This window comes from Aquimarina sp. 2-A2 (assembly GCF_045505135.1).
Lineage (GTDB): Bacteria > Bacteroidota > Bacteroidia > Flavobacteriales > Flavobacteriaceae > Aquimarina > Aquimarina intermedia.
Window position 1 is genome coordinate 106515 of sequence record NZ_JBJKFI010000001.1, and the last position, 12338, is coordinate 118852.

General features: G+C 35.5%; 16 protein-coding genes and 1 tRNA gene. 9 read left to right on the forward strand and 8 right to left on the reverse strand.

Translation table 11 applies throughout. The features are described from left to right. Positions 1-78: 78 nt before the first annotated feature. From ACJRPK_RS00460 to ACJRPK_RS00495, 8 genes are all read left to right on the forward strand, one after another. On the forward strand, positions 79-555 hold the full coding sequence (locus ACJRPK_RS00460) for a MarR family winged helix-turn-helix transcriptional regulator (RefSeq protein WP_407137927.1): 477 nt from the start codon (positions 79-81) through the stop codon (positions 553-555). Positions 556-558: 3 nt separating this feature from the next. After that, on the forward strand, positions 559-801 hold the full coding sequence (locus ACJRPK_RS00465) for a hypothetical protein (RefSeq protein ID WP_407137928.1): 243 nt from the start codon (positions 559-561) through the stop codon (positions 799-801). 9 nt (positions 802-810) lie between these two features. Continuing rightward, a complete protein-coding gene (locus ACJRPK_RS00470; protein ID WP_407137929.1) occupies positions 811-1035 on the forward strand; it encodes a GNAT family N-acetyltransferase in 225 nt (74 codons plus the stop codon). Positions 1036-1273: 238 nt separating this feature from the next. Then, the gene (locus tag ACJRPK_RS00475) at positions 1274-1960 is read left to right on the forward strand and encodes a hypothetical protein (protein ID WP_407137930.1); all 687 of its coding nucleotides are present in this window, start codon (positions 1274-1276) and stop codon (positions 1958-1960) included. Between the two features lie 647 nt (positions 1961-2607). Beyond that, positions 2608-3378, forward strand: coding sequence for a sensor histidine kinase (locus tag ACJRPK_RS00480; protein WP_407137931.1), 771 nt, complete (start codon positions 2608-2610; stop codon positions 3376-3378). Between the two features lie 86 nt (positions 3379-3464). After that, the gene (locus ACJRPK_RS00485; RefSeq protein WP_407137932.1) at positions 3465-4103 is read left to right on the forward strand and encodes a response regulator; all 639 of its coding nucleotides are present in this window, start codon (positions 3465-3467) and stop codon (positions 4101-4103) included. 158 nt (positions 4104-4261) lie between these two features. Then, positions 4262-5719, forward strand: a complete 1458-nt coding sequence (rpoN, locus tag ACJRPK_RS00490) for an RNA polymerase factor sigma-54 (protein ID WP_148781670.1) — start codon at positions 4262-4264, stop codon at positions 5717-5719. Beyond that, positions 5719-6321 (forward strand): hypothetical protein, encoded by a 603-nt coding sequence (locus ACJRPK_RS00495; RefSeq protein WP_407137933.1) that lies wholly within the window; start codon positions 5719-5721, stop codon positions 6319-6321. Before rpoN ends, ACJRPK_RS00495 begins: the two co-directional genes overlap by 1 nt. On the opposite strand, the gene ACJRPK_RS00500 is transcribed toward ACJRPK_RS00495, so the two are convergent. The 8 genes from ACJRPK_RS00500 to ACJRPK_RS00535 all read right to left on the reverse strand — a co-directional run bounded on the left by ACJRPK_RS00500 (position 6316) and on the right by ACJRPK_RS00535 (position 11784). Next, positions 6316-7032, reverse strand: coding sequence for a porin family protein (locus ACJRPK_RS00500; RefSeq protein ID WP_407137934.1), 717 nt, complete (start codon positions 7030-7032; stop codon positions 6316-6318). The genes ACJRPK_RS00495 and ACJRPK_RS00500 overlap by 6 nt on opposite strands. Positions 7033-7183: 151 nt before the next feature. Beyond that, on the reverse strand, positions 7184-7666 hold the full coding sequence (locus ACJRPK_RS00505; RefSeq protein WP_148781673.1) for a biopolymer transporter ExbD: 483 nt from the start codon (positions 7664-7666) through the stop codon (positions 7184-7186). A 25-nt stretch (positions 7667-7691) separates the two neighbouring features. Continuing rightward, complete coding sequence (locus tag ACJRPK_RS00510; RefSeq protein ID WP_148781674.1) at positions 7692-8300, reverse strand: biopolymer transporter ExbD; 609 nt, start codon at positions 8298-8300, stop codon at positions 7692-7694. A gap of 5 nt (positions 8301-8305) precedes the next feature. Then, positions 8306-8779, reverse strand: coding sequence for a hypothetical protein (locus ACJRPK_RS00515; RefSeq protein WP_407137935.1), 474 nt, complete (start codon positions 8777-8779; stop codon positions 8306-8308). A gap of 98 nt (positions 8780-8877) precedes the next feature. Further along, positions 8878-9681: a MotA/TolQ/ExbB proton channel family protein gene (locus tag ACJRPK_RS00520; protein ID WP_148781676.1), complete on the reverse strand. Its 804-nt coding sequence runs from the start codon at positions 9679-9681 to the stop codon at positions 8878-8880. 82 nt (positions 9682-9763) lie between these two features. Further along, a tRNA-Ser gene (locus tag ACJRPK_RS00525) sits at positions 9764-9851 on the reverse strand. Positions 9852-9918: 67 nt separating this feature from the next. Next, positions 9919-10953: an asparaginase gene (locus tag ACJRPK_RS00530; protein WP_407137936.1), complete on the reverse strand. Its 1035-nt coding sequence runs from the start codon at positions 10951-10953 to the stop codon at positions 9919-9921. Between the two features lie 42 nt (positions 10954-10995). Continuing rightward, a complete protein-coding gene (locus ACJRPK_RS00535; RefSeq protein ID WP_407137937.1) occupies positions 10996-11784 on the reverse strand; it encodes a TatD family hydrolase in 789 nt (262 codons plus the stop codon). A gap of 114 nt (positions 11785-11898) precedes the next feature. On the opposite strand from ACJRPK_RS00535, the gene ACJRPK_RS00540 reads away from it, so the two are divergent. Then, a complete protein-coding gene (locus ACJRPK_RS00540) occupies positions 11899-12336 on the forward strand; it encodes a retropepsin-like aspartic protease (protein ID WP_407137938.1) in 438 nt (145 codons plus the stop codon). Positions 12337-12338 lie beyond the last annotated feature (2 nt).

Sequence of the window (12338 nt, forward strand, 5' to 3'; positions counted from 1 at the left end):
AAATATGTAATTATTCAAAAAATAACTTACTGAATTCAAAAAATTCGTATTTTTGTATAAGCACTTATATAAATACTTATGATTGATGCACTACAGTATATTGGAGAGCTTGGCCTTGGCTCCAGACTTAAACGACTTAGTGAAACTCTGATGCGAGAAACTAACTTAATTTATGATGCTCATAATATTGATTTTGATCCTTATTTATTTCCTGTGTTCAAAATACTTATTGATAATACATGTGTTACGACTACAGAGCTACAAGAACAGCTTCAATATACCCAACCTGCCATTACACAAGCGTTAAATAAGCTAAGCAATAAAAAATTAGTTGTTTACTCAACTGATAAAGTAGACAAAAGAAAGAAGAATTTTCGTCTAAGCAAGAAAGGAAAAGAACTGCATAAAGAACTCACTCCTATATGGCAAGCTATTGATCAACAAATCAAATGGCTTACTCAAGGGAGTGCTACTAACTTATTACATCATATTTCTTATATCGAAAACCAATTATCCAAAAAATCACTCAGCAAAAGAGTCTTAGAAAATTTGTAAACCATGACCAATACCGAAAGAACTATTGAAATTATACCATTTGAATCACAATATGCGGCTGATTTCGCCAAATTGAATATAGAATGGCTGGAAAAATATTTTGTTGTAGAACCACATGATCAAGAACTATTAGAAAATTGTGAAGCAACTATTATTGATAATCACGGCTATATTTTCTTTGCTAGAATAGATAATGTAATCGCAGGCACTTTTGCATTAATAAAAATGAAACGTGGGGGGTATTAACTAGGCAAAATGGCGGTCTCCCCACAATATCGCGGACAACAAATTGGACAACAACTCATGACACATTGCTTAACATTTGCCAAGACTAAAAAATGGAGCAAGCTTACCTTGTATTCAAGTACCAAATTAGCAAACGCACTACATATTTATAAGAAATTTGGGTTTAGAGAAGTTCCCTTAGAAAGTAACTCTCCTTACCTGCGCAGTGATATTAAAATGGAACTTGAATTCTAGTTTTTATACAGAGCACAGATCTCATAAAAAACAAGCGTGTTTTACCTAATTAATCAGGGGGGTTAATTCCCCCTCTCAGACATATCTACGCTACGTAGCCCAGGCTTCCCTATGGAGCAACACCTATTGAAAATCAATGCCTTGCGTGATTAGCAATTGATGTAATTATAAATTATATTTTTAATTACAAATTAAGAGTGGTACATTTATTTAACATAATCACCTTAATATCAATAAAATGAAACAATCTAATCTAATCGGGTATCCAATCGTAATCATCTTAACGGCTATAATTACTTTTTTTACGCTTAACAATTGTAAAGGTCCAGATCGACCAATAGTCAACAAGCCCACTGAGATAATTTCTTTTAGTGATGCTCTAGAACTCTATCAAACCTATACTGATAATCGTTCTTGTGTTATTAAAGCTTTTGAAGGCAAACGTGATAGTACGTTGATCAAATTATGTCCTTCAAACCGAAAACCGAATGAAAACTTTATGCCCTCGCGATCGTTCTATTTAAGCAAAAAGTTTCTAGATCAATACATGGCTTATATCAAAAAAATCACACCCGATTCTGTTGATATTACGGGATATCGACTCTATTTAGGTAACTATCCAGATAAAGAAAAGTTTGAAAATGGAAAACCGATTCCTGATCCAAGAAGGAATACTTTTTTTATCGCTCCCACTACCCTAACCGGAAGTGAAAATATACATCGAGGTTTTACGTTTGTCGATAAAAATAAAGATGGTACCCCAGAACTGGTGTTTCTAGAAAACGAGTTAGCTGATCCAAAAAATCCCATACGAGGAATGAATAGGTCAAAAATAAATACCGCAAGTTTTTTCTCACTGTCAAGTATTTTTCAGGAGGAGTTAAGCACTATCGGAAATGAAATTGGTGGTTCACCACCTTATTAATTAAAACAGCTTTAAAAAGTGAAACGAGAATTATTAATCACTCTAGGAAATTTTGGCATTTTTGTAGAATTAATCACAGCAGTAGTTGCAACTGTTTACTTCTATAAATACAAAACCACTTTTTTGCGATTTCTTTTGTTCCTACTATGGTATACTGTTTTTAATGAAATTTTAGGTATTTACATAAGAGAATATATATCAAGATATAACGCCATTTTTTATAATATTTACCATTGTATCAATTTTACTTACTTATTCTTATTGTATAGACATTATATTAGTAATACAAAATACAAAAAGTTAATAGTAAGCTTCATCCTAGCGTACTATACAATACTTTTTATAAGTAGCTTTTTTGTGAATTATCTTACTGAATTTCAGAGCATATCCTATATTATCGCAGCTACTTTGCTAATAATTAGCATTAGCCTATACTTTGTAGAAATTTTAAATACAGAGCGGGTTCTTCATGTTAAAAGAAACCTTCTATTCTGGATTAGTGTAGGCCTTTTATTATATTATATTGGCAACATTCCTTTTAGGATTCTTAGAAATTATTATGAGTATCTAACAGATGCAACGATTCTAGTGCTACTAAATATAATTTTGGCAATTACTATGAATATTTGCTTTATTATAGGGTTCATATGGAGCGACAAGAAACAGCTATATTAATCGCTAGTATCGTACTAGTAGTCATAATTATTGTAATGATTTTCCTGTTTCTAATTTTTCAGAAAAGGAAAAACATTTTATTGCTACAGCAAGAAGAAGCTTCTAAAAAATTTGAAAAAGCTATAGCGCAAACCCAGATCGAAATACGAGAAGAGACGTTGCGCAATATAAGTTGGGAGCTGCATGATAATATTGGACAATTGCTCACACTGGCTAAAATTCAGGTTAGTGTAGCTCATGAGCAACCGGAAAAATTAAAGGATGTCACCGAGACTATCACAAAAAGCCTTGTCGAGCTCAGGGCTTTGTCCAAGTTGATAAATCCTGACGCGATAAAACAATTATCGTTAACAGAGGCTTTAGCCTTGGAGATCGAACGATTTAACCGCTTACAGTTTATCAATGCAGCAATGACCAGTACGCCGGAAATCCGAGCCATGGACCCAAAGGTAGAGATCATAATTTTTAGAATTTTGCAAGAGTTTTTCTCTAACACCATAAAACACTCAAAAGCTTCTAACTTAAGGGTTGATGCAATTTTTGATGAAGAGAAAGTGCAAATTACCGCCTCTGATGATGGTATTGGATTTAGCAACTCTAAACAAAAAACAGATCAAGGCATCGGACTTTGTAATATTAGAAGTAGAGGTAAATTAATAGATGCTGCCATCGAAATTAGATCCGAAGTAGGTAGAGGAACCATTTTAAAGCTTGAATATTACTATAAAGAGAACCAAGTATGACACACTAATTACCACAACTCAACATACCCCAATATCGACAACAACCTAGATTAAATCATTGTTCTTAAGAACACAATTATCATAGCATGAATTATTCTGTAGTCATCGTCGAAGATCACGTACTGCTTTCACAAGCCCTTGCCGGACTCGTGGATGGATTTTCAAAATTCAAAGTACTTTACGTTTGTAAAAACGGAAAAGAATTAGTCACCCGTTTAAAAGATCCTAAAAATATTCCTGACATTGTACTTATGGATATTAATATGCCCATAATGAATGGCATAGAAACCACACAACATCTCAAAGAGCAGTATCCTCAAATAAACGTACTAGCGCTTTCGGTTGAAGAAGACGAAATCACAATTCTAAAAATGCTAAAAGCGGGAGCGAAAGGGTATTTATTGAAAGATACTGAAAAAAGTATCTTAGAAAATGCGTTAATTGAAGTTCAGGAAACGGGATTTTATCACACAAAAAATGTTACTGATTTATTGCTGGGCTCATTACACCCTAAAAGAGACAAACAAACTGTTCTTAAAGAAAGAGAAATAGAATTTATAAAACATGCTTGTACCGAAAAAACGTATAAAGAAATCGCTAGCGACATGTGCTTAAGTCCTAAAACGATCGAAGGATATCGTGATTCTATTTTTGAAAAACTAAATTTAAAAAATCGAACAGGTTTAGTAATTTATGCTATTAAACATAAAATTTTCACGCCTTAACATCTTGATATAAAATTGAATAAAAACTCAAGGCTATTTGAATGCATACCATTTGAAATTTGAATATTCTTCTTAACAACATTTTATGACAACTGAAGCATAGAAGATCTTTAAATTGAGGGGTTTTACTTATTTTTGTATTTGAAGAATTTTACTTTATGCTTAAACAACAATTAAATTTTAAATTATCTCAAAAACTATCTCCGCAACAGATTCAGTTGATGAAGTTGATACAGCTCCCTACGCAAGCTTTTGAACAAAGGTTGAAACAGGAAATGGAAGAGAACCCTGCGTTGGATAGTGGTAAGGATTCTGTTGATGAGTATGAAGATTCGTACAGTGAATCAAATGCAGATGATGATTATGGCAATGAAACTATCGAAACCGATATCAATGTTGATGAATATTTAAGCGACGATGAGATTCCGAATTACCGATTAAGCTCGAATAACTATAGTGCTGATGATGAAGAAAAAAATGTTCCTTACGCTTCAGGAACTACCTTTAATCAATATCTTTTAACACAACTAAATACCTATCGCTTAACCGATGAAGAAACACAGATCGCTGAATTCTTAGTTGGTAGTATTGATGAGAGCGGCTACATTCGCAGAGCATTACCTGATATCTTGGATGATTTAGCCTTTACCCAAAACATATATACGTCTGAAGAAAAGATAGAAGAAATTCTACATATTGTACAGCAGCTCGACCCGGCCGGGGTTGGAGCCAGAGGATTGCAGGAGTGTTTAATTCTGCAATTAGAAAGAAAAGAGTTGACAATACCCATTAAACTGGCTATTGATATCTTAAAAAAATCTTTTGACCATTTTAGCAAAAAGCATTATGATAAATTGATTGCTAAATTTGACGTTAGCGAAGAACAGTTAAAAGAGGCTATAGAGGAGATCGAACATCTTAATCCTAAACCCGGTGGATCATACTCTGGTAACAACCGGATGGTAGAGCATGTAGTTCCTGATTTTACGATTAAAATCGTAGACGGTGAACTAGAGCTGACATTAAATGGACGTAATGCTCCAGAATTGCATGTATCTCGCGAATATAATAATATGCTTCAGGGATACAAGGACAGCAAAGAGAAGTCCAAGTCACAAAAGGATGCAGTCATGTTTATTAAGCAGAAATTAGATTCTGCCAAATGGTTTATTGATGCTGTAAAGCAACGACAACAAACCTTATTTGTTACCATGAGCGCTATCATGCACTATCAAAAAGAGTTCTTTTTAAGTGGTGACGAACGTAATTTAAAACCTATGATTCTCAAAGATATCGCCGATGAGATAGGTATGGACGTGAGTACAGTTTCTCGTGTTGCCAATAGTAAATATGTCGACACTCCCTACGGAACGAAATTAATTAAACAATACTTCTCAGAATCGATGACCAACGACCAAGGTGAGGAAGTATCTACCCGAGAGATCAAGAAGATTTTGGAAATCACTTTGAGCGAAGAAGATAAACGAAAACCGCTTACCGATGAGAAATTAGCTCAAATACTTAAAGAGAAAGGTTATCCGATCGCCAGAAGAACTGTTGCTAAGTACCGAGAGCAACTGGATATTCCAGTGGCCAGATTACGTAAAAAGATCTAATGAATTTCTTTAAAACCGTATCATATCTGTTTCATCCCATTGTAATGCCTATAACGGGTGCAATTATATACTTTATAGTGGCCCCGCGTTTTCTCCCTGAAGAAGTAATACAATCTAAGATTTACGGATTATTTATCATCACAGTATTGATACCAATTGTATGTTATTTTCTGCTCAAAACTATAGGCGCGGTAACATCAATCAATCTAGACACAACGACACAAAGAAAAATACCTCTTGTAATTCAATCAGCGCTTTTCCTTTTGGTTCTTAGAACGATTGTGGATAGCTATAATTATCCAGAACTTTATTTCTTTTTTGTAGGCACTTTGTTTTCTGCGCTTTGCGCTTTCTTTATGGCCATGTTTAACGTCAAAGCGAGCCTGCATATGATAGGAGTCGCATCGGTAACCATGTTTTTAATAATTTTGAGTATTCATTTCGGCGTCAATCTAACTAACGGCATAGCCATAGCTTTTATCAGCACTGGTTTGGTAGCTACCTCACGACTTTTTTTAAAAGCACATAATCCTCTGGAGCTTACCTTAGGTATATTTATTGGTGTATTTCCACAAATACTTCTAGTGAATTTTTGGCTATAAAATATAAAACATTAACCCAATTTTTGCCACCTCTATACCCACAGGTTCCTCTCCTATCCGGGCATTCTTGTCAAACAAACTGTTTAAACTGTAATAAAAGTGAAAATTAAAGGTGTTCCACCCAAAGGTAAAGGTTGCCCCAGCTCTAAAACGATTAAGCTCATCAATTTTGGTTTGACTCACCGAATTATCCGTTTGCTGAAAGTTTGAATTAAAGTAAAACAAATATCCTAATCGCAAACCTGTATACACCCTGTAGAACTTGTGAGACTTGGCAGTAGAGGTACGCCATCTTAATTCTAAAGGACTTTCTATTAAATGTGTGGTAAATCTGTTGGAATCATAAGAAACATCCTCCAACGAGGCAAAAATAGTTTTTTCATTTCCCTCCTCTTCTCCTATAAATAACGTTTGGCTAAAAGAATTAACAGAGTACCCTAACCCCAAACCAACAGCCAAATTACGTCGTTTGTTTATAGGCATATCTCTCGTATAGCCTAAATGCAATCCTCCAGAAAAACCTGATTGACTCACTCCTTTGGGGCGGTTAAAGAGTAGATTAAAAGTAAAACCTACATAGAACTGATCTTCGCGGTACAAGGAATCAATAGCCCGTTCGTCATTAGGCGAGCTCTCAATAGTTTGCTGTTGAGAAAAGATACTTTTTGTTATAAGCAAACAAACACCGATAAGAATAATACGTTTTATCATTAGTACGAAGATAGCAGGTTTCCTTTATAATTAAAAGGTTAGCACCCTGTAATACTAAAAGAAATATCTGGCAACAAAACAGCCTACAGGGTATAAACCAAAAAATCCTGTTCTACGAATAAAACAGGATTTTCTTACTTATAAAAAAGTGTTACTTTAGATTATCCATTGCTGACCCAGTTCTGGTCGTATAGTTAATCTTTAATGCTTGTACTTCTCTCAATTCTTTTTTAATGTCACCGACGAGACCCATGTTGGTATCACCATCTACTTTGAGTGCAGTTGTCAAAAAAGGAATAAGCTCCTCTCTTTTAGCTGCTCTTTCAGCAAGAATAAATGGTTTGATCTCACTTACATCGGCAAACTTATCATTCAACTGAATTTTAGCTTGTGTACCAGCAGTTGATCTGTACCTTGCACTAGGTTTACCAGCGTAAATATACATTACCAAATCTTTCTTATCCAACTTTTCCACCTGATCAGCGGTTGGCAGTCTATTTTCTATCAACAAGGTGTTTTCACGCATTGTTGTGGCCACCATAAAGAAGAACAATAACATAAATACAATATCTGGTAACGATGCTGTAGAAATAGCAGGTAATTCACCGCTCTTTTTCTTTTTAAATTTAGACATAGTTGTTTGTTTTTATGTTATTCAATTATTTCTTAGGCTCTGCTTCTGAAAGCTTTTCCGGATACAAAGCTTGAATAGTCTTAATCTGCTCTTTCAAATTTTCTTTGGAACCAGAATAGTTAACATCCTTCAAATCTTTCTCCATTTGGACAAAGCTTTTACCAAAACGACGTTGTGCTTCTCTGTTTCTTAACTCAGTATATGCCGCAACCAATTCATTTTGAACTGCAATATAGGTAGCATATGTAGTCTCACGGTTATTTCTTAGAGAGATAACTGCTTTATCCGGATTGTCTGATGAACTAGGGTCTTTAGCTCCCTGGCAATAACGACATGCATCATCTCCTTGTCCACCACCGTTATCTAAAAAGGCAATTGCTGCTTTACGTAAATCCTTCAATTCCATCGGTGTTTCCTCCACCAATAAATCATTATTTCTGTTCAACTCGACAACAAAAATGTTTTTCTCCTTCAAAACAGGAGGTTCAACATCTTCTAATTGCGGAGGCGGGAGTTTTCGGCTAATACCGCTATCTGTTTCAATAGTCGTAGTAACCAAAAAGAATATAAGAAGTAAAAATGCAATGTCAGCCATTGATCCCGCATTTACCTCTGGTGCTGCTCTTTTTGCCATAATTTTTATTTACCTATTAATTTCTTTAATCCCGAGATCACCATTAAACCAACAGCTATTACAGCTAAAAAGTAAAAGGCATATAATCCCGTTCCTACCCATCTAGATCCACTCTCAGAAAGAACTTCACCATCTTTTAAAGGTGTTTCAATACCTTCAGCTAATACAAATCCTATACCGATTATTACTACAAAAGCTACAATGCCAATAGCAGTATTCTTAAGTCCGGCCGGATTTTTAGCTAGTGCCGTCAACACAGTAATTAATGTCGCGATAATAGCTATTACAAAGATAACCAATGTAAGACTGTAAAGCGGATTTACCGCTGCACCTGACACATCAAGAGGTAACTCACGAGCCTCAGACACACCATTGTCATTCATTAGGCTATCAATCGTGCTGTTCATAAGAAACCAAAGGATAATCCCCACAGCTCCAATTGCCAGAACAGCATATGATAATATTTTTGAAATTTTCATGTGACTATTTTTTTATGGGACACCAAAGGTGCCCCTTGATTCAGTGAAATAAGTAATACTCCAAACACTTAAAACTAGTGTCTAATCGAGTGTACTACTTATCTTTTATTCTTATAAGCTACCAACATATCGATCAAAGTAATCGAAGCGTCTTCCATATCATTAACAATACTGTCAATTTTTGCTACGATGTAGTTATAAAAGATCTGAAGTATAATTGCAACAATAAGTCCAAATACTGTAGTCAAAAGTGCCACTTTAATACCACCTGCCACAAGAGAAGGTTGCATATCACCAGCTGCTTCAATTTTATCAAAGGCTTGAATCATACCGATTACCGTACCCATGAAACCAAGCATTGGTGCAAGTGCGATAAATAACGATACCCATGATACATTCTTTTCTAATTGTCCCATTTGAACACCACCGTAAGCAACAACAGCTTTTTCTGCTGCGTCTACGCTTTCGTCTGCTCTGTCTAAACCTTGATAATAGATAGATGCAACAGGACCTTTTGTATTTCTACAAACTTCCTTAGCCGCTTCAACACCACCATTGTTTAAAGCATCCTCAACATTTTGCTGAAGCTTCTTAGTGTTTGTAGTAGAAAGGTTTAAAAAGATAATTCTTTCAATTGCAATGGCAAGTCCAAGAATTAAACATAATAATACAATCCCCATAAACTCTGGTCCACCTTCAATAAAACGTTTTTTTAATTCCTGGTGGAAGGATAATTCTTCGGAAGTGTCTTCTGCCACTTCATCTTGTACTGTTGCAGTAGCTATAGGTGCAATAAATAATTGCATGTTTGTCGATAATAACTGAGCAGGAACAGTAGCCGCTTTTACATTAGCAAAACACATTACTGTAGCGATTGCCAGAATAGAGAATAATCTTTTCATTGCGCTGATTCTTAATTTTAATTAGTTAAAGGGTTAAAGATAAAAAAATAATATAAATTCTATTAAAATTTTGATAATAATGCAGAGAGGAAGGGATTCGAACCCTCGATACGCTTGTGACGTATACACACTTTCCAGGCGTGCGCCTTCGACCACTCGGCCACCTCTCTATGAAATTTTTCCCAAAATTTGGTTGGCAAATAACAAAAAAAAAGTTAGCTGATAAAATTTGAGGCGTTAATTTTCTGACATTTCCCCACGCAAAGAAGTTTCGAATATGGTTTTAAGGACTTTAGCCGGAATTTCCTCTCCTAGCAAATACATCAATTTTGCTACTGCAGCCTCCGTCGTGCAATCATTACCCGATATTACACCTGCTTTTTGGAGCGCAACACTCGTACTATATTTACCCATTTCGACAGATCCACCGGCACATTGCGTGACATTTACCACGGGAACACCCCGCTTAATTGTTTCAGAAATTAAATCTATAAACCATTTTTTAGTCGTTGTATTTCCCGAACCGTAGGTTTCTAAAATAATTCCTTCTATTGCTTTTGAAGCGAAAATTTCACTCAAAATCGACGATTTTATCCCCGGAAACATCTTTATAATAAGTACATTATTGTTAAAATGTGTATGGTATTGTAATTTTTTACGTCGATTAGCTGCCCGAAGAACAGAATAATTCACCTTTAAATGCACTCCCGATTCTACTAAAGCAGGGTAATTATAAGATTTAAAAGCTTCAAAATGCTCTGCATTAATTTTTGTCGTTCTGTTTGCTCTTAACAATTTATACTCAAAATACAATCCAACCTCGGTTATAACCGGTTTCGATTTTTCCTGCAAAGCAGCGATCTGGACTGCGGTAATCAAATTCTCTTTGGCATCTGTTCGCAAGTCTCCGATTGGAAGCTGTGATCCTGTAAAAATTATTGGTTTTGCCAGGTTTTCAAACATAAAGCTAATAGCCGAAGCTGTATACGACATTGTATCACTACCATGTAAAACCACAAATCCATCATAGGCTTCATAATTGTGATAAATCAAATCTCCCAGAACCTTCCACTGTTCAACGTCCATATCAGAAGAGTCAATGGGTTCTTTGAAGCTAAGAGTTTCTATTTTACATTCCAGCTGCCTGAGCTCCGGTATTTTTGATAAAAGTTCATCAAAATTAAAGGACACCAACGCTCCTGTCTCAAAATCCTTTATCATACCTATAGTACCGCCAGTATAAATAAGCAGTATTGTTGGTGTAGTTATCATATCTATCTTATTATACTACTTTATTTAACTTTCCAAGCAATTTTATATTCCAAATACTTCTTTAGAATTGAGTGTGGTTTGCTTCGCAATCTCTTCTATTGATAACTGGTAAATATCAGATAAACGATCGGCTACCTCCACCAGGTAAGAACTCTCATTGCGTTTACCCCGATAAGGAACAGGTGCAAGATAAGGTGCGTCTGTCTCCAATACCAGATGTTTTAGGTCAATTTGATTAAGGAATTTATCAATTTTTCCGTTTTTGAAGGTAACCACACCTCCGATTCCCAGCTTTAGATTAAGATCAATTGCTTGAGTGGCATGTTCTAGTGTTCCTGTAAAGCAATGAAAAATCCCTCTCAGTGCTTCAGACTTTTCTTCTTCCAAAATTTCAAATACTTCATCAAAGGCATCACGACAATGAATTACTATCGGCAACCCAAACTCCTTGGCCATTCGGATCTGTTCTCTAAACGCTTCTTGCTGTTGTTTCAAAAATGAGGTGTCCCAATATAAATCAATCCCAATTTCGCCTACCGCATAAAATTTAGCTTCTGCATTATTGCTTTTGCGAGACAGCAAGGACCGTCTGACATGCGCTAATTCCTCCAAATAATCCTCTTTAACATGTGTCGGATGAAGGCCTGCCATCAAAAAGACATGTTCAGGAAAACGCTTCTCAATAGCAAACATTGCTTCGGTATACGTAGAATCAATGGCAGGCACAAAAAAACGTTGAACGCCACGATCTATAGCACGCTGCATCATTTCTATCTGATCTTCTTCAAAAGACTCGCTATATATATGTGTATGTGTATCTGTTAAAACCATGCGGTAAAATTAATTAATTTACTTACCAGAGCAGCAGATTTCATCTAAATATTAATTAAATCGATCCTTGCCAAAAGTAATAATCTTATTTTTACTAAAATTCTACAACAATTCATGACTACGTTACGGAAATTCTTAGTTGACCAGGGGTATACCAAAATTAAACTTACACTGACCAAAACTAATCACTTTGAAGCAAAGGCTATTTTAAACACGGTGGAAGGAAACTTCATAATTGACACTGGCGCTTCTAATTCGTGCGTCGGTTTTGAAGCATCAGAAAAATTTGATTTATTCACGCAAGAAAGTGAAATTAAAGCTGCCGGAGCCGGAGCTAATGATATGCTTACGCAATTATCGAATAACAACACACTCAATTTAGGCAAATGGAACACCCGCAAAGTGTCTTTGGTGCTTTTTGACCTGTCCCATGTAAATCAGGCTCTAGTTACACACAATGCCGATCCCGTGGATGGGATTATTGGTGCTGATATTCTTAAAAAAGGAAAAGCCATTATAGATTATGCGAACAAGGCCCTGTATCTTAAATAAAC

Coding starts and splice junctions, on each gene's coding strand:
- ACJRPK_RS00470 (WP_407137929.1), top strand. CDS start 811: ATGGCGGTCTCCCCACAATATCGCGGACAACAAATTGGACAACAACTC.
- ACJRPK_RS00475 (WP_407137930.1), top strand. CDS start 1,274: ATGAAACAATCTAATCTAATCGGGTATCCAATCGTAATCATCTTAACG.
- rpoN (WP_148781670.1), top strand. CDS start 4,262: ATGCTTAAACAACAATTAAATTTTAAATTATCTCAAAAACTATCTCCG.
- ACJRPK_RS00540 (WP_407137938.1), top strand. CDS start 11,899: ATGACTACGTTACGGAAATTCTTAGTTGACCAGGGGTATACCAAAATT.
- ACJRPK_RS00495 (WP_407137933.1), top strand. CDS start 5,719: ATGAATTTCTTTAAAACCGTATCATATCTGTTTCATCCCATTGTAATG.
- ACJRPK_RS00480 (WP_407137931.1), top strand. CDS start 2,608: ATGGAGCGACAAGAAACAGCTATATTAATCGCTAGTATCGTACTAGTA.
- ACJRPK_RS00500 (WP_407137934.1), bottom strand. CDS start 7,032: ATGATAAAACGTATTATTCTTATCGGTGTTTGTTTGCTTATAACAAAA.
- ACJRPK_RS00505 (WP_148781673.1), bottom strand. CDS start 7,666: ATGTCTAAATTTAAAAAGAAAAAGAGCGGTGAATTACCTGCTATTTCT.
- ACJRPK_RS00530 (WP_407137936.1), bottom strand. CDS start 10,953: ATGATAACTACACCAACAATACTGCTTATTTATACTGGCGGTACTATA.
- ACJRPK_RS00535 (WP_407137937.1), bottom strand. CDS start 11,784: ATGGTTTTAACAGATACACATACACATATATATAGCGAGTCTTTTGAA.
- ACJRPK_RS00465 (WP_407137928.1), top strand. CDS start 559: ATGACCAATACCGAAAGAACTATTGAAATTATACCATTTGAATCACAA.
- ACJRPK_RS00460 (WP_407137927.1), top strand. CDS start 79: ATGATTGATGCACTACAGTATATTGGAGAGCTTGGCCTTGGCTCCAGA.
- ACJRPK_RS00515 (WP_407137935.1), bottom strand. CDS start 8,779: ATGAAAATTTCAAAAATATTATCATATGCTGTTCTGGCAATTGGAGCT.
- ACJRPK_RS00510 (WP_148781674.1), bottom strand. CDS start 8,300: ATGGCAAAAAGAGCAGCACCAGAGGTAAATGCGGGATCAATGGCTGAC.
- ACJRPK_RS00520 (WP_148781676.1), bottom strand. CDS start 9,681: ATGAAAAGATTATTCTCTATTCTGGCAATCGCTACAGTAATGTGTTTT.
- ACJRPK_RS00485 (WP_407137932.1), top strand. CDS start 3,465: ATGAATTATTCTGTAGTCATCGTCGAAGATCACGTACTGCTTTCACAA.